We start from the raw sequence: 17,579 nt of genomic DNA on the forward strand, positions 1-17,579 counted from the left end.
AAGGGGTTATGAATATGAAAAAAAACTTGCTTAAAAGGAGAATTGACGTTGCATCAGGAAGAACACCTGCAGATTGCGTCATTAAGAACGGGCAAATCATAGATGTATTCAATGGTGATATCTATACTGGCGACATCGCGATCTCCGATGGTTATTTTGCTGGAATTGGGCATTATGAGGGTACTTCGGAAATCGATGCTTCAGGGAAATTCGTATGCCCTTCCTTCATTGATGGCCATGTTCATATAGAATCATCAATGGTCAGGCCTTATGAACTTGCAAAAATCCTCCTTTTACATGGTGTGACCTGCATCGTTGCAGATCCTCATGAAATTGCCAATGTTTCTGGCAAAAAGGGCATGGAATATATGATTGAACAATCCGATCAACTTCCTTTTGATTTTTACTTCATGATGCCCTCTTGTGTACCTGCTACGGAGTTTGAACATTCTGGTGCTATCTTAAGAAGTGAAGATTTAATTTCCTTTTATCAAAACCCGAGAGTGCTTGGTTTAGCCGAAGTAATGAATTTCCCTGCCGTTTCACATACAGATGAAGATATGCTGCAAAAAATATACGATGCAAACAGACTGGGCAAAAGCATCGATGGTCATGCAGCTGGATTATCTGAACAACAGCTCGATGTTTATCTAAGTGCAGGCATTAAAACAGATCATGAATGCACTACAGCGGAAGAGGCAAAAGAAAGACTGCGTAAAGGAATGTATCTTATGATCAGGGAAGGCACCGTCGCCAAAGACTTAATTAACCTGATTCCAGTTATTAATGAGAAGAACTCCCGCCGTTGTTTATTCGTCACCGATGACCGGCACCTAGATGATATAGTTTCTGAAGGAAGTATCGATCACAACGTTCGACTTTCCATAGAAACAGGTGTCCCGCCAATTACCGCCATTCAAATGGCGACCATTAATGCAGCAGAATGCTTTGGATTAAAGGAACATGGTGCAATTGCACCTGGATACAAGGCAGACTTCCTACTACTGGATGATCTTGATTCAGTCATCCTCCATTCGGTCTTCAAAGATGGAAAGCTTATGGTACAAAATAATCGATTGCTTAACTATCCAGCTGATGAGAAACAGGTTATTACCGACGAGTTGAAGCACTCTGTTCAATTTCATGAAATAACCGGAGATAATTTCGCGATACCTTTTAAAAATGTGTTCGCCAATATTATTGAGATAACTCCAAACAGCTTGATTACAAAGCATTCGATTGAACCGGTCACACTTAATCATGATGGTCTATTTCAGTTCTCCGAACATGTTGATCATCTAAAACTTGCTGTTATTGAACGGCATCATATGACCAAACAAGTGGGCCTGGGAATCGTCAAAGGGCTCGGGTTGAAATCAGGAGCCATTGCCACGACAGTAGCCCATGATTCACATAATTTGATCATTGCCGGAACGAATGACCAGGATATGCTTCTGGCAGCTAAGGAAATCAAAAAAATGCAGGGTGGATTGACTGTAATCCAAAATGGGGAAATACTAGCTTCCCTTCCCCTTCCAATAGCTGGATTGATGAGTGAATGCAATTATATGGATGTGGTCCATTCATTGAAGCACATCGATGAAGCCTTATTGAAACTCGGTGCTAACAGGCATTTCAACCCTTTTCTTACACTTGCCTTCTTGGCGCTACCAGTCATCCCTGAAATCAAACTGACGGATCAGGGTTTATTTTCCGTTTCTGAGTTTAGGCATATACCCATCGAAGCTTCAAAGCCAGTCGATTTAAATTAACCCGCTAGGCGGGTTTTTTTCATATCACCCAAAAAAATTCTAAAAGAAAAGGTTCCGACTCAACATAAAATGGGAAAAGGATATATGCGCATCATCTATGTTAAAATAAAAATAAACACAATTCTTTCTTGGAGGAGATAAATATGGCAAAACATAATCAACAGAACATCATTGGATACATAGGCACTTACACAAAAGGAAACAGCGAAGGTATTTACCGATTTACTTTAGATACAGCAGAAGGAAAGCTCAGTACACCGGTACTTGCAGCAGAATTGACCGATCCGACTTATGTCGCCATCAGCCAGGACAAAAAGAATCTCTACGCCATTTTAAAAGAAGCGGGCAGCGGTGGGGTTTCAGCCTATTCGATTAATGAAGATTCAGGTGAGCTTACCTTCTTAGGCAAACAACTTACACCAAATGGCTCTTCCTGCCATATAAGTGTCGACAGCAAGAAACAGGTTTTGGTCACTTCCAGTTATGGAGAAGGCGTGATTGAATCATATCCGCTTCATGACGATGCGACACCTTTGCCTGTATCATCAACTGTTCAACATGAAGGGCATGGACCGAATGAAGAACGTCAGGAAAAAGCACACACTCACTTCGCTGGTTTCACGCCGGATGAAAGGTTCATTGCTGTTGTCGACCTCGGAATAGATAAAGTAATAACCTATAAAATACATAATGGGGTTTTGGAAGAAGTAAACAGCTTATCTGTTGCTCCCGGCAGCGGACCACGGCATCTGACCTTCCACCCAAACGGTAAATTTGCGTATGTCATGGCAGAACTTGTACCAGAAGTGATTGTTTTGAGCTTCGATAGTCAAACCGGTAGTTTTTCTGAATTGCAAACGGTACGGACCGTCCCTGAAGATTTCAAGGAAAATAACCAAGGAAGCGCCATTCATATTTCTGATGACGGGCGATTCATATATGCCGCAAACCGCGGACATGATAGTATTGCCGTTTACGAAATCAATGAAGAAACAGGCAAACTGGCATTCGTGCAGCTGGTTTCCACCGAAGGACATTGGCCGCGTGATTTTTCATTGGACCCTAGCGGAAAATTCCTGATCGCTTCTAATGAACAATCAGGAAACTTGACACTATATGCCCGGAATGAACATGACGGAAAATTAACATTATTGCAAAAGGATGTTCAAGTTCCCTTCCCTGTTTGCGTAAAATTCTTATAATCCATAATAAAAGAGGATTGAAGCTTTCACTGCAGCTTCAATCCTCTTTTTTATGCCCTACTTTAATTCCAATTCTCTGCCATTTCGGGAAAATCTATATACGGGTTACGATTACCCTGCATTTCATGTATAGCGAGGTTTCTATGTTTTTCATAAGTGCTGACGGGAAAAAGCCGATGCCATTCCAAAAGCAGTGAAAGATCGATATTGCCGCTATCGATGATTCCCTCATATCTGAGTAAAAAATACAAAGTTGCCCTCGCCACGATCCCTTTTCCGTATTCGGGCTCGAATTTACTTTCGTCTGATTTCCCGCAACCCGCTTTTATACCGGCAGCCGATCTTTCAGGGATATAATCCTCAAAATCATGGTATGGATAGTTACTCCGGCTGCTATTACACGTTGGTTCACAGGCAAACAGATGATGCAAATCCCCCCTCATCGGTTCTTTTTTATCGAACCATGATTGAGGTACTACATGTTCACAATTAACGAGAATATTCTCCGAATTTGTTGATTCAATACCTCTTGACAATACTTCCAGTATACGAATATCTTCCTCAATCACTTGTGCAGGATCCATCCCTTTACCGGAATACAGACTTTTCAGCTGGCCATTTTCCTGTAAGTCCACCCATGGGTAAACATGACGATGCGGTGAGTAGTTCAGCTGGTTTTTATGGGTTGCCACAAGTAGGTCCTTCAATCCTTCCCGGTCCAAGGAACCATCTTTGTAGTATGCTAGCTTAAGTTCCTTATCTTTGGTTTCATCATAGTATTCGCGGTTTTCATTGAAGTTGACTAGTGCAGCCATTGCCATTTCCCGTTCTTTTTCAAGTACTTCAAAACTATACTTCATCCACTCATCCCCCCGCTTCTATTAAAAACCTAACTTTTACCATAATTAAAGCTTAATAGAAATAGACCGAAAAAAAAAGGTGCTTTAGAAGGGTCTAACGAAGAATTTCAATAAAATGGGTAAGGATTTTCGCTGTCATTCCCCAGATTACCCGACCATTATATAAGTAAAAATACTCTTCCATCTGTTTTGGCTGCCATTTATAATTCTCCCCGCCAACGACTAAATCATGGGGGAAGTTTGCATGCGGTTCCACTTTATATTCCACATGATAAATTTCTGGCGGTTTTTCCATGAAAAAGGAAAGCGGGACCGTAAAAATGGTTTCTACCTCAGCTGGATTAGGTATTATCCGTTGATGGTTACGAACAAATCCTGCATAAGGATAGACAATCATCCCGAATGGAGATACCAAATAATCGATCGGAAAGACGTTTTCGATATCTTCTTTTCGCAAATTAAGCTCCTCATATGTTTCCCTTAGGGCAGCAGCCTGTTCATCTTGATCCAGCTTGTCTATTTTCCCGCCCGGAAAACATATATCCCCCGGCTGCCTCCTCAGTTTGTGCGAACGCTCTTCGAAAAGAACATGAATTCCATCTTCTTTCTCTATAAGTGGTACCAATACAGCATACTTTGAAAAATTCCCACTCCCTAAAATTTCAGGGATATGTAATGTTAATTTTTTTGTTATATCTTCATTATTCATGTCCCTCACCTCTTCTGCCGGATAATATAGATATTCTATCACTACTCCTTATCATTCCATTTTCGAACATCCGCTATAACTAAGCAAGGAAAACGATTCCAAAATATCGCCTATAATTTCTATTAGATTCCTTTACCTCTTATTCTTCCTTGATCATAGACAAAAGCACCGTTCAAAGTTCCGAACGGCGCTAAAACTGACGTATCAGCCTCATTTTAAAAGCAAGTTATGTGTATCAACAGGCACATGCGTGAAATTGTTGAATATTCAGTTTCTTTATTTTATTTTCATAGTTCAGCTAACGTTCGCTTTACCGTCGCTATGATGAATGCGAAATCCTCTTCAGTTATACTAAGCGGGGGAGCAAGAGTCAGGATATTATTGAAACCTGCTACTGTATCGCCATTTTTCCCTATGATCAGCCCCTTTTCTTTGCATGAAGCAATGACTTTATTGATTTTGGAAAGTTCGATCGGCTGTTTTGTCAGTTTATCTTCCACTAGTTCGATGCCTACCAACAAACCTTTCCCGCGTACATCCCCAACATTGGGATGAGATTTGATTTCTTCAAACTCTTGCAGAAAGCGTAGCCCTAACTCCTTGGACCGTTCAATTAGTTTTTCATTTTCATATATTTCAATATTCTTCAAAGCGACAGCACAGGCAGCAGGATTGCCGCCAAATGTATTTACATGCCGAAAGCGGTCATAAACGTCTGAGCCAATATACGCTTCATAAATTTCACGTTTGACTGCTGTAGCTGATAATGGCAAATAAGCGCTCGTGATTCCTTTAGCCATTGTTATGATGTCTGGTTTTACATCATAGTTCATAAATCCGAATTTCTTACCAGTTCGGCCGAACCCGCAAATGACCTCATCCGAAATGAGAAGGACACCATTTTTCTCACAAATTTCTTTGACACGTTTCATATAGCCATCGGGCGGCATCAAAATTCCGCCCCCGGTGATGATTGGTTCCATGATGACCGCAGCCACCGTTTCGCTCAGCTCCCATGTAATGGTATTTTCAATTTCCGCTGCACTTTTTTCACCGCTTTCATCCTCTGGATTTCGGTAAGAATCTGGCGGTGATACATGAAGAAACCCTGGGGCGAGAGGTTCGTATTTATATTTTCGCTGTGCCTGCCCGGTAGCTGACAGGGCTCCCATTGAATTGCCATGATAGCCGCGATAACGCGAAATGAATTTATAGCGTCCATGTTCACCCTTTTGCAGATGATACTGCCGCGCAATTTTAAAGGCCGCCTCATTGGCTTCTGAACCGCTGTTAGAGAAGAAAATCACGTAATCCCCACCAAGCCATTCATTTAATTTCTCCGCTAGCTTAATAGCCGGGATGTGGCTATTCGTTAAAGGGGCATATGGAAGTTCCTTCAGCTGCTCGTAAGCCGCTTCAGCCAGTTCCGTGCGGCCATAACCGACGTTAACACACCATAAACCAGACATCCCATCCAGGAAGCGATTCCCATCAACATCCGTTATCCATGCTCCTTGCCCGTTTTTAATCACCATTGCACCAGGGGTGGGTTCAGCCCCTTTCATATGATGCCACACATATTTACCATCCATCGCTTTAAGATCCTGACCCTGTTTTTCAACCTGCATAAGCTACACTCCTCCTAAAATAATGTATAAAGGAAGGCCGACCACAAATTGCGCCGACCCCCTTTTTCCTATCAGTATCTTGCCGTTAACATTTTCTTTCTCGTGTAAAATTCCACGCCGTCTTTCCCATTGGCATGAAGGTCCCCATAAAACGAACTTTTATATCCGGAAAATGGAAAGAATGCCATTGGCGCGGGTACCCCAAGGTTAATGCCAAGCATCCCTGCATCAATTTCTTCGCGAAATTCCCGGATGGCTTTTGCACTATCCGTATAGAGGCAGGCACCATTGGCAAATTCGGATTGATTGGTCAATTCAATTGCTTCTTCAAGAGTATTAACTCGTACTATGGATAAGACAGGAGCAAAAATTTCATCACTCCATATTTTCATGTTTGTTTTTACATGATCAAATAATGTCGGTCCAACGTAATAGCCTTTTTCCTGATCGCCTTCATTCCTGCCATCACGAAGGAGGACAGCTCCTTCTTTTTCCCCGATTTCAATATATTGTTCTGTTCTTTTTTTATGAGTATCACGGATTACAGGTCCCAGGAAAACGTCCTTATCCATTCCATTTCCAATCTTGATGTTATCCGCTGCAGCCTTTAATTTCTTAACGAGCGTATCTCCCACTTCTCCCACCGCAACAACCACTGACGCAGCCATGCAGCGCTCGCCTGCAGATCCGAAAGCTGCATTCGTTATGTTCGTTACGGCATTATCCAAATCTGCATCAGGCATGACGATCGAATGATTTTTCGCACCCGACAAAGCCTGGACACGTTTTTTATTGGCAGCTGCCGTTTTGTATACATACTCTGCGACAGGCTGGGATCCCACAAATGATACCGCTTTAATGTCTTCATGTTCCAAAATCCCATTCACGACATCGTGGGCACCATGGACAATATTGACAACACCATCCGGAACACCGGCTTCTGTCAATAATTCCACGAGACGGTTAGCCAAAAGCGGTGTCCGTTCTGAAGGTTTTAAGATAAACGTATTTCCACAAGCTATTGCCAGCGGGAACATCCAACATGGCACCATCATCGGGAAATTAAACGGCGTAATCCCGGCAACGACACCCATTGGATAACGATACATGCCAGATTCAATGCCTGGGGAAATATCAGGAAGCTGACTTCCCATCATCAAGGTAGGGGCACCTGCTGCGAACTCCACGCATTCAATCCCGCGCTGAACCTCACCATATGCTTCTGTATAGCTTTTTCCGTTTTCGATAGTGACCAGCTTTGCAAGCTCATCCCAGTGTTCAATCAGTAATTGCTGGTAACGGAATAAGAAGCGAGCTCTTTTTGGAACGGCGACCTTTTTCCATTCTTTATACGCCTTTTTAGCAACCTCCACCGCTTGGTTTACATCTTCCTTTGTTGAAAGGGGTACGATTGCCAATGCTTCTCCTGTTGCCGGGTTAGGCACTTGTTCATGTTTCGAAGTTGTGGAATCAACCCATTTGCCACCGATATAATTTTTCAACGTTTCTACTTCATTGATAACTGTCATTAAATAAACCCTCCATTTCAACACGATTTCATAGTTTCATTATATTTTTCAAAACGACTTTTTACATTAGACGTTTTGTATAGTTTTTGATTCAATATTTGCACATATTGTTTGTTTCTGGCTTTCCACCATAATCAACAACAGAAATTCACGATTTCGCAAACGATGTATATTTTTCTTATACTATCCCTTTAATCAGCTGACTACGCGGCCATCATTTTATAATGGAATATAGCTTTAGATCTTGATGCTTCCCCTTGACGAACATTCCTTTTCTGATGATTCCCTCAAAAGACATACCAGCCTTTTGCATGACTCGCTCTGAACCTGAATTTTCAACGAAGCACCTTGCTTGTATTCGAACTAGGTTCATATTTTCGAAGCCAAAGGCGATTATCTTTTGGGCTGCCTCCGTCATCAAGCCACTCCCCCAATATTCTGGTGCAAGCACATACCCTATTTCCGCACGATGATGGTCAACCTGCCATGAAACAAAATCAATGGTACCTATCAGCTTACCGCTTTCCTTGTGTTCTATGCCCCATGGAGCGATTTTCTTATCCTCATAATTTTGAAGTATAAATCGGATAAAATCTTTTGTATCACTTAGGGAACGATGGGCTTCCCATGTGACGTAACGGGAAACTTCATTGTTGGATGCATAAGCGAACATGTCTTCGGCATCATTCATGGTGACTTTCCTCATGATCAATCGTTTTGATTCCAGGGCAGGCAGCTGTCCATATATCTCTTTCACGTTCATGATTACACCCCATTCCATTGATTATTAGTATTATAGCAAGATTGGTAAGCAATCGCCCTTCCCAATTGAAATATTATCGAAACTTACGTATAATTCAGAAAAAAATATCCTGGAGGATAATTATGACAAAAAGAAAACTCATAATAAGCCAAAATTTGAATGAAATCTTATTACAGAAGATCCAAGAATTGATTCCCGAGTGGACTGTTATCACCGGGAGATCCCCGGAAAAATGGAGAGATCATATTGCCGATGCAGAAGTCATCGCAGGCTGGAAAGCGGAAATGTCTGTATCGATTGCTGCAAGCGATGTTAAATGGATCCAGACATGGAGTGCAGGAGTGAATGCTTTACCCCTGGACAATTTAGAACAAAAGAATGTTCAGATTACAACTGCAAACGGCGTTCATGCGTATCCCATTTCAGAGACAATTTTCGCGTTTTTGCTTGCCTTAACAAGAAAAGTAGATACATATATTAAGCAACAGCAGACAAGGACCTGGCATCACGCACATATGAAGCAGGAAATTCATGAAAAGACCATCGGAATCATCGGTGTCGGGAAAATCGGAAAGGAAACCGCAAAAATTGCCAAGGCTTTTGGCATGACCGTATTAGGGATGCGCCATTCCGGTAAATCAGAAGAATTCGTAGATGAGATGTTCACACAAAAACAATTGATTGATCTTCTTCCTAGGTGTGATTATATTGTCGTGACATTACCATTGACCCCAGAAACAAGGAATATGTTCGGTAAAAACGAATTCAAGTTAATGAAGCGCTCCGCATTTTTCATTAATATAGGAAGGGGAAACCTGGTCATTCAAAACGAATTGATTCAAGCGCTTAAGGACAAAGATATAGCAGGTGCTGGTCTTGATGTGTTTGAAACGGAGCCACTTCCTGAGAATAGCCCTTTATGGGAGTTGAACAACGTAATCATCACGCCGCACACATCCGGAAATACGGAATTTTACGACCAAAGGCTAATTCAGGATATTTTCATGCCGAATTTAAAGGACTATCTAAATGGTAAAACACCTTCAACAAATTTACTTGATTACAAAAAAGGGTATTAAGAATTGTTCATTTTCTGTATACATTAATAATCTTTCCTTGTTAGCTTGCAGATTCCGACATTATCTGTTATATTTAAAAAGAATTATTTTTGTTCGGGAAGATTGATAAGTGAAAAACTTTTCGTCTAATGATTGAGCAAGGGTAGTAACACAATGTGTGGATTCACACTAGGAGGCAACAACAATGGAACAAGGTAAAGTAAAATGGTTTAACGCAGAAAAAGGATTTGGCTTCATCGAACGCGAAAACGGAGACGATGTATTCGTACATTTCTCAGCTATCCAAAGCGAAGGATTCAAATCATTAGACGAAGGTCAAGAAGTTACTTTTGAAGTTGAGCAAGGTCAACGTGGACCCCAAGCTACTAACGTTCAAAAAGCATAATTTTAAATACAATATATAACAGACCCTACTTGTAGGGTCTGTTTTTTTTGATCAAAAAAACAATCATAAAAAAACCCTATTCACAGGGAATAGGGAACATGAAACAAGTTTAGTAAATGGTAAACCTAGTATAACACACTAAGAAAAGAAACCCTAATTTATCCGAAAAGTAAAAATTATCAAGCACTTCCGAAGCCCTCGATACCGACCTTACCATTCATTCATTTCTTATCCGCTTCATATGTTCGATCCGTTCCCCACGGATAAAACGGAGGCATATCCGTGCTGCTTTTCATTTTGAAATCGGCTTTCCTTTTTTCGAGAAAAGCTTCAATTCCTTCTAGTGCATCAGCTTGTTTTCCGGTCCAATGAATCATTTTCGATTCTATTTTGTGTGATTCAACAGGATGGTTCGCACCGAGCATGGACCACATTAATTGCCGGGATAGCGTCACAGAGACGGAAGATGTATTTTCCGCAATGTCTGTCGCAATCTCCATTGCTGCAGACATCAATTCTTCTGGCTCGACGATCTTGTTTACCAGCCTTCCCTCAAATGCTTCACTGGCCGTAATCATCCTACCGGTAAAAATCCATTCGGAAGCTTTGCCCATTCCGACAAGTCTAGGCAAGAACCAGCCGCTGCATGCCTCCATCGTTATCCCCCGCCTTGCAAATACAAAACCCATCTTTGCATCTGTTGAAGCAATTCTAATGTCCATGGGCAAAGTCATTGTTATCCCAATCCCGACTGCCGCTCCATTAATGGCTGCTATCATAGGTTTCTTCATCTCAAAAATCCGTAATGACAACATTCCTCCTGCATCGCGATATTCAACCAAAGGAGTGTGATCCATAAACGTTTCTGCACCTTTTTCCAAATCCATTCCAGCACAAAAAGCATCCCCAGCGCCAGTTAATATGACGGCTCTTACGTCATCATTTTCATCCGCTTCATTAAAAGCGCGAATCATCTCCTCACACATCTTTTCATTGAAAGCATTCATTCTCTCTGGACGATTAAGAGTAACAATCATGACACGATCGACGATCTCACTAGTTATCGTGGAATACAATAACAGTCCCTCCTTCTCTCACAAATTGAAACATTCAACAGAATTTTATATTTACATATAATTACATTTTATATGTTTTAATTTCAGATTCCTAGTTTTTTATTTTGACATGCTGATAAATAATTTGATAATCGTTTCTATTCTAAAAATATTTTACATAAATGTGTAAAAAAAGACCAGTCGCAAATGCAACTGGTTTTTTTGTTTACCAATATAAATGACAAGCAACGAAATGCCCTGGTTTTTGTTCTTTCCATTCAGGTACAGCACTGGAGCATATCTCCATAGCCTTAGGGCAGCGCGTCCGAAATACACAGCCGCTCGGCGGATTGATCGGACTTGGTACATCGCCTTTAAGGACGATCCTTTCCCGTTTAATAGTCGGGTCTGGTATCGGCACTGCGGATAGCAAGGCCTGTGTGTATGGGTGTAGCGGATCTTTCGTTAAAGAATCACTATCCGAAAGTTCCATCATTCTTCCAAGGTACATGACTAAAATGCGATCTGAAATATACTTGACCATCGATAAATCATGCGCGATGAATAAATAAGTCAATCCCATTTCTTTTTGCAGTTCTTTTAATAAGTTGACCACTTGGGCCTGTATCGAAACATCCAAGGCAGAGATTGGTTCATCACAAACGATGAATTTAGGATTTAAAGCCAATGCCCTTGCAATTCCAATACGCTGGCGCTGTCCTCCACTGAATTCATGCGGAAAACGAGTGATATGTTCCGGACTTAAACCAACCAGCTTTAATAGGTCTTCCACCCGTTTTCTTCGCTCTTTACCTTTTGATATCCCATGAATGGCAAGTGGTTCCCCAATCAATTCCTCCACCTTCATCCTTGGGTTCAAGGATGCGTAAGGATCTTGGAAAATCATTTGTATTTCACGGCGGATATGTGACATTTCCCCAGGTTTGTAATCGAAAATATTTTTCCCCTGAAAAAGAACTTCTCCATCTGTCGGTTCATATAATCGAGTGATTGTACGACCTGCAGTCGACTTACCGCAACCGCTTTCCCCAACAAGACCGACAGTTTCCCCTGGATAGATTTTGAGATCCAAACCATCTACCGCTTTCAGCGATTGAGAACCGATAGGAAAATGCTTCTTCAGATTCTTTATTTCAACAAGAGGAGAATTTTCGTTGTATGTCTTTTCTTTTACGGCCTTATTTTTCAGTGAAACCATTGGTTCTCCTCCTTTATACGTTAGTCGGTGCTTGTACCTGTGCTGCCTTGGCCATCGGGTGGTGCAGCCAGCATGCGGCTGTCTGACCTTCTTCCACTACTTCAAGCTCCGGATCATGGTCTTTGCACACTTTCATTGCTGATTCACATCTCGGGTAAAATGGGCATCCTTTTGGCGGATCCAATAAATCAGGTGGTGATCCGATAATCGGAACCAACGGAGCCGTTTTTTCCATATCCAGCCTCGGCACCGTTTTAAGCAAACCTCTTGTATAAGGATGCTGCGGGTTTGAAAATATTGCCTCTACCGTACCCGTCTCCACAACCTTGCCTGCATACATGACGACTACCCGTTCACAAGTTTCCGCAACCACACCTAAATCATGAGTGATTAAAATGATGGAAGTATCCATTCTTCGTTGGATATCTTTCATCAGTTCCAAAATTTGCGCTTGTATCGTTACATCCAATGCAGTTGTAGGTTCATCGGCAATCAGTAATTTCGGTTCACAAGCAAGGGCCATCGCTATCATTGCCCTTTGGCGCATACCACCTGAAAACTCATGCGGATATTGCTGCATCCTTTTTTCCGGCTGTGGAATACCTACTAGTTTCAGTGTTTCCAACGCCCGTTCGTATGCATCATTTCGGGACATATTTTTATTATGCTTTAAAATGCCTTCCATGATCTGGCTGCCGATTTTTGTCGTTGGATTGAGCGAAGTCATCGGATCCTGGAAAATCATGCTGATTTCATTCCCGCGAATCTTCTGCATTTCCTTTTCACTCATTTTAAGAAGGTCTTTACCGCCAAAGTTTATCGACCCTTTTCCATACTCTGCCGGGGGTGTTTCCAATAATCTCATGATAGATTTCGCTGTAACACTTTTGCCGCATCCGGACTCCCCAACAATCGCAACGGCTTCCCCCTTTTTCACGCCAAAGTTCACACCGCGAACCGCTTGCACTTTACCTGCATAAGTATGGAAGGTGATTTGTAAATCGTTGACTTCTAATAGGTTCTCCATCATCGTCCCTCCTATTCTAGTAATATCAAATCATTATGTTAGGTCTCATTTATTTCCGTAGTTTTGGATCTAAGGCATCCTGCAATCCGTCACCAGCCACATTGAACGCGAACATCGTTAAGGAAATCAATATTGCCGGGATTAACAGTTGATAGAAATTCCCTACCAGAATGCTTCCCAGTGCATCACTTGTCAATGTTCCCCAGCTTGCCTGAGGTGCCGGAACTCCCAGTCCCAAAAAGCTAAGTGTAGCTTCGGCAAAAATGGCAGTAGGTACAGTCAACGTTAAATTGACAAGGATCGGTCCCATTGTATTTGGAATCATGTGTTTTCTTAAAGTCCAGCTCGTATTGGCTCCAGAGATTGTTGCAGCATGGATATATTCATTCTCTTTCAGTTGTAAAACCTGGCCCCGTACCAGTCGCGCCATCGGAATCCACCCCGTAATCGACATCGCAATGATGATCGGCAGAATACCAGGTTTTAATACGACCATCATTAAGATAACCATCAATAGGTATGGAATCGCATAGATCACCTCAGCGAAACGCATCATGATATTATCCGTGCGTCCACCGCGAATGGCAGAAATCCCGCCATAAAGGACACCAATTAAAAAGTCGATCAGCGCTGCCATCAATCCAATGAACAAGGATATCCTTGCACCGTACCAGGCTCGCGTAAATAGATCCCTTCCTGATGAATCCGTTCCAAACCAATGCTCGCTATTTGGGCTAAGATTCTTTTTATCGAAATCTTGTCCATAATAAGTATATCCGTTAATGTACGGACCAAAAATCGCCATCAAGACCAAGAGGATTATAAGAATAAACCCCGTCATCGCCAGCTTATTTTCTTTAAATCGACGCCAGACGTCAGACCAATATGAAACTGTAGGTCTTGCTATTTTTTCAGCTTCCTTAAAGTTGCCGTCGGCGGGTTGGAACATATCTTCGGTTAAATGCACTTTATCTGCCATTATTTCTTCTCCCCCGTCACTTTAATTCTAGGATCAATCAACGTATAGGCTATATCAACGATGAATATCAATAAAATAAGCACCGCACTATACACAATTGTGGAACCAAGAATCACCGGGTAGTCCCTGTTGGATATTCCCTTTACGAACATATCTCCCATGCCAGGAATACCAAAAATTCGTTCAATGATGAAGCTTCCTGTCACGATATTAGCCGTAAGGATGCCCAGAACCGTGATAATCGGCAATAACGCATTCCGAATCGCATGTTTGATTATGACACCGCTCCGTTTCAATCCTTTGGCTTTTGCTGTCAAAATGTAATCCTGCCCCATTACTTCAAGCATGCTTGTCCGCATCAGTCTCGCGATGAAAGCAAGCGGCATCATGGAAAGGGCAATGGATGGTAAAATGGTATGCTGCCATGTCGCCCATGTAGCAACAGGGAATATATTCCATTTAATTGCAAAATAATTGATTAAAATAGTCGCCAGGATAAAGTTAGGAACGGAAATCCCTACGATGGCAATGATCATTGATAAATAGTCGGGCCATTTATTTCTTTTCAGTGATGCCACGACACCTAGAATGAGGCCAAAGAAGATGGCAATCACCAAGGCTTGTGCCCCTAAGTGCAAGGACACCGGAAACCCCTTCAAAATGTAATCATTCACGGAAATGGATGAGGATTTCAATGAAGGACCAAAATCAAATTGAACGACTTCCAATAAATAATTCCCATATTGGGTCAACAACGGCTTGTCCAATCCATAGTGGACTTGAAGGTTTTCATAAACAGCAGGAGGCATGGCTCCTTCTTTTGCAAATGGATTTCCCGGAATCGTATGCATTATGATGAACGTTAATGTAATAACAGCCCATAAAGTAATAATCGCCCATTTAAAACGGTTTAATGTATATCTCAACATGGTAATCACCCCAATCATCGATTTTCTAAGAAGTTGAAAACGGAAATGAATGCATGAAATATTCAAATTCGCAATTGAAAAATGGGGTATGTCCTTAATCGGACATACCTCTCATTTCACTATTATCCTTCTATTATTTTTTATCCGCGTAAATAAAGTTCGGATAAGCGTTAATTGGAGCAAAAACTCCAGTAACATTCGATTTAACCATATATGGTTTTGTATAGAAGTAAACCGGAAGGATCGGCATTTCGTCAATCATGACTTTCTCTGCTTTATGCAAAGCATCCATGCGTTCTTTTGGATCCATTGTAGATTTTGCTTCTTTTAATAAATTATCATATTCTTTGTTTGACCAACCTGCATCATTATAGGCGCCGTCCGTTTCCCAAAGCATGAATGTCATCGGGTCAACATAGTCACCAACCCATCCTGCACGGGAAATTTCAAAGTCACCAGCTTTTTCACGGTCAAGCTTAACTTGGAATTCCGCATTTTCAAGTGTCACTTCAACACCCAGGTTATCACGCCACATTCCTTGAACCGCTTCAGCAATTTTCTTGTGTGAATCTAAAGTGTTATACAAAATTGAAAACTCAGGTAATTCTTTCATGCCTTCTTCAGCAAGTCCTTCTTTTAACAATTTCTTAGCTTCTTTAACATCTTCCTTAAATAGGTTACCTGTATTTTCCTGGAAATCTCCAGATGCATCAGGAATACCCGGAGGGACTACGCCGAAAGCAGGCTTTTGTCCGCCTTGAGCAACATTTTCGGTGATTTTTTGACGCTCGATAGCCATTGAAAGCGCTTTCCTTACTTTAGCATTATTGAAAGGTTTCACTTCTGTATTAAAGTTGTAATAGTAAACGGCAAGTTCTTTGCCCATTTTGAATTCTTTATCATCAGAATTGACCATTTGACCTTGAATATCCACTGGCAGCGGATAAGCGAGGTCCAATTCGCCACTCTGATACATTTGCCATGCTGTATTTTCATCTTCAATTAGAGCAAAGTTAACCGCATCCAATTTGATTTTATCTTTATCATAGTAATTTTCATTCTTTTCGATTTTCAGGCTTTCTTTATGTTTCCATTCCGTTAATTTGAACGGCCCGTTTGAAACGTGAGTTTTTGCATCCAAAGCCCATTTTGGATTTTCTTCCTGTACCTTTTTATTGATTGGATAGAAAGTATAGAAAGAAGTCAAGTCAAGGAAATATGGTGTAGGCTGTTCCAAAGTAACGACTAATGTATGTTCGTCTGTCGCTTTAACCCCTACGTCCTCTTCCTTCCCTTTCTTACTGTTGTATGCTTCCCCGCCTTTAAGATAATAAAGTTGGTAAGCATAATCTGCGGCCGTCTCCGGTTTCAAAGCATATTTCCAAGCGTATTCGAAATCATTGGCTGTAAGCGGATCTCCATTTGACCATTTCAAACCATCTTTCAATTTGAATGTCCAAGTTAATCCATCTTCACTGATTTCCCATGATTCTGCAGAACCAGGGACGATTTTGCCTTCCTCTGTTTTCTTTGTCAGCCCCTCGAACGTATGTTCAAGGATCCATGATTCATGAGTACCTTGAGCATTTGCAGGGTGAAGCGAACCAGGTTCACTCGAATTGTTTACGTTTAATACTTTTAATCCGGATGAGTCACCCGAGCCCCCTTCTTTTTCATTCGAAGTTTCCTTCGAACCGCCGTTGCATGCCGCAAGCATAAGCATGATGGCCATAAGAAGAGCAAGCACTGAAAATTTAGACTTTTTCAAAAAATATTCCCCCTCATCTTTAATCTTTCTTAGAATATTCCCATTTAAGAGATTATCCTTCTAACACCTATTAATCTTCCGTATAGTACATATAATGATTGCGAGGAAAAGCAGAAGCATTCATTGCAGGAATTCACCAAAAACAATTAGCGAACCGTTTGCATAAATCTTAATTTCTACCTAAAAAAAGCAATTAATGCAGTTTACTAGGTATAAAATCACCTTTTTTTCACCTCGCCAAGGATACTATACCTCGAATTAAAGATGTTGAATTTTAAGTATATTACGAATAAACCAAAAAATCAATAAACCGGTGAGTACTTTTTCACAATATAGTAATTAATTGCTAATCAATTCGATCTAGATACTAGGTAAATAGAAATGATCACCTAAAAGGACTTCCGACTTCCAGGTGTTTTTACAAACCCTTCTAAATCAGTATTCATATAGGTTCTCTTGTCTATTTATTTCTCAATATTCTAATAATTCACATCAGGTTGATTACTAAGACAACTTTCCTAGCAAACCATCCCCTCTCAAATAATATATTTTAGCAGAATAATGCATTACTTGATTAAAATATTTAGTTCTCTTTAATCAATCTCCAAATAATAGACATTAACTATAGGGGAATAGAAATATTCCCCTATATGTACCCGTCATTTCATTGAAAAG

Annotated in this window: 15 protein-coding genes; 4 read left to right on the forward strand and 11 right to left on the reverse strand. The window is 41.1% G+C overall.

What is annotated here, in order from left to right; translation table 11 throughout:
• Positions 1-8 precede the first annotated feature (8 nt).
• Positions 9-1,772 (forward strand): adenine deaminase, encoded by a 1,764-nt coding sequence (gene ade, locus ACJ9PY_RS13475; protein WP_411738335.1) that lies wholly within the window; start codon positions 9-11, stop codon positions 1,770-1,772.
• 143 nt (positions 1,773-1,915) lie between these two features.
• Positions 1,916-2,974 (forward strand): lactonase family protein, encoded by a 1,059-nt coding sequence (locus ACJ9PY_RS13480; RefSeq protein ID WP_063576125.1) that lies wholly within the window; start codon positions 1,916-1,918, stop codon positions 2,972-2,974.
• A gap of 62 nt (positions 2,975-3,036) precedes the next feature.
• Here the strand turns inward: ACJ9PY_RS13480 and ACJ9PY_RS13485 are convergent, their stop codons facing one another.
• From ACJ9PY_RS13485 to ACJ9PY_RS13505, 5 genes are all read right to left on the reverse strand, one after another.
• A complete protein-coding gene (locus ACJ9PY_RS13485) occupies positions 3,037-3,834 on the reverse strand; it encodes an endonuclease I family protein (protein ID WP_278089729.1) in 798 nt (265 codons plus the stop codon).
• A 94-nt stretch (positions 3,835-3,928) separates the two neighbouring features.
• Positions 3,929-4,543 (reverse strand): NUDIX hydrolase, encoded by a 615-nt coding sequence (locus ACJ9PY_RS13490; protein WP_034307027.1) that lies wholly within the window; start codon positions 4,541-4,543, stop codon positions 3,929-3,931.
• Between the two features lie 287 nt (positions 4,544-4,830).
• Positions 4,831-6,171: an aspartate aminotransferase family protein gene (locus tag ACJ9PY_RS13495; RefSeq protein WP_411738336.1), complete on the reverse strand. Its 1,341-nt coding sequence runs from the start codon at positions 6,169-6,171 to the stop codon at positions 4,831-4,833.
• A 71-nt stretch (positions 6,172-6,242) separates the two neighbouring features.
• Complete coding sequence (locus ACJ9PY_RS13500; protein ID WP_328135178.1) at positions 6,243-7,700, reverse strand: CoA-acylating methylmalonate-semialdehyde dehydrogenase; 1,458 nt, start codon at positions 7,698-7,700, stop codon at positions 6,243-6,245.
• A gap of 214 nt (positions 7,701-7,914) precedes the next feature.
• A complete protein-coding gene (locus tag ACJ9PY_RS13505) occupies positions 7,915-8,463 on the reverse strand; it encodes a GNAT family N-acetyltransferase (protein ID WP_057277525.1) in 549 nt (182 codons plus the stop codon).
• Between the two features lie 122 nt (positions 8,464-8,585).
• Between ACJ9PY_RS13505 and ACJ9PY_RS13510 the strand changes: the two genes are divergently transcribed.
• Together ACJ9PY_RS13510 and ACJ9PY_RS13515 are read left to right on the forward strand one after the other, a co-directional pair.
• Positions 8,586-9,542 carry a D-2-hydroxyacid dehydrogenase gene (locus tag ACJ9PY_RS13510; RefSeq protein WP_411738337.1) on the forward strand — a complete coding sequence of 319 codons (957 nt, stop codon included), beginning with the start codon at positions 8,586-8,588 and terminating at the stop codon, positions 9,540-9,542.
• Between the two features lie 184 nt (positions 9,543-9,726).
• A complete protein-coding gene (locus tag ACJ9PY_RS13515; protein ID WP_029714163.1) occupies positions 9,727-9,927 on the forward strand; it encodes a cold-shock protein in 201 nt (66 codons plus the stop codon).
• 221 nt (positions 9,928-10,148) lie between these two features.
• On the opposite strand, the gene ACJ9PY_RS13520 is transcribed toward ACJ9PY_RS13515, so the two are convergent.
• The 6 genes from ACJ9PY_RS13520 to ACJ9PY_RS13545 all read right to left on the reverse strand — a co-directional run bounded on the left by ACJ9PY_RS13520 (position 10,149) and on the right by ACJ9PY_RS13545 (position 16,904).
• Positions 10,149-11,003: a crotonase/enoyl-CoA hydratase family protein gene (locus ACJ9PY_RS13520; protein WP_411738338.1), complete on the reverse strand. Its 855-nt coding sequence runs from the start codon at positions 11,001-11,003 to the stop codon at positions 10,149-10,151.
• 205 nt (positions 11,004-11,208) lie between these two features.
• Positions 11,209-12,201, reverse strand: a complete 993-nt coding sequence (locus tag ACJ9PY_RS13525) for an ABC transporter ATP-binding protein (RefSeq protein ID WP_048679436.1) — start codon at positions 12,199-12,201, stop codon at positions 11,209-11,211.
• A gap of 13 nt (positions 12,202-12,214) precedes the next feature.
• Complete coding sequence (locus ACJ9PY_RS13530; protein ID WP_057277523.1) at positions 12,215-13,228, reverse strand: ABC transporter ATP-binding protein; 1,014 nt, start codon at positions 13,226-13,228, stop codon at positions 12,215-12,217.
• 49 nt (positions 13,229-13,277) lie between these two features.
• Positions 13,278-14,207, reverse strand: a complete 930-nt coding sequence (locus ACJ9PY_RS13535; protein ID WP_057277522.1) for an ABC transporter permease — start codon at positions 14,205-14,207, stop codon at positions 13,278-13,280.
• The gene (locus tag ACJ9PY_RS13540; protein ID WP_034311122.1) at positions 14,207-15,136 is read right to left on the reverse strand and encodes an ABC transporter permease; all 930 of its coding nucleotides are present in this window, start codon (positions 15,134-15,136) and stop codon (positions 14,207-14,209) included. The genes ACJ9PY_RS13535 and ACJ9PY_RS13540 overlap by 1 nt, the downstream gene beginning before the upstream one ends.
• 133 nt (positions 15,137-15,269) lie before the next feature.
• Entirely contained in the window at positions 15,270-16,904 is a 1,635-nt protein-coding gene (locus ACJ9PY_RS13545) for a peptide ABC transporter substrate-binding protein (RefSeq protein WP_223255883.1), read from the reverse strand.
• Positions 16,905-17,579: the final 675 nt, after the last annotated feature.

The organism is Peribacillus sp. S4 (assembly GCF_046715815.1).
GTDB lineage: Bacteria > Bacillota > Bacilli > Bacillales > DSM-1321 > Peribacillus > Peribacillus frigoritolerans.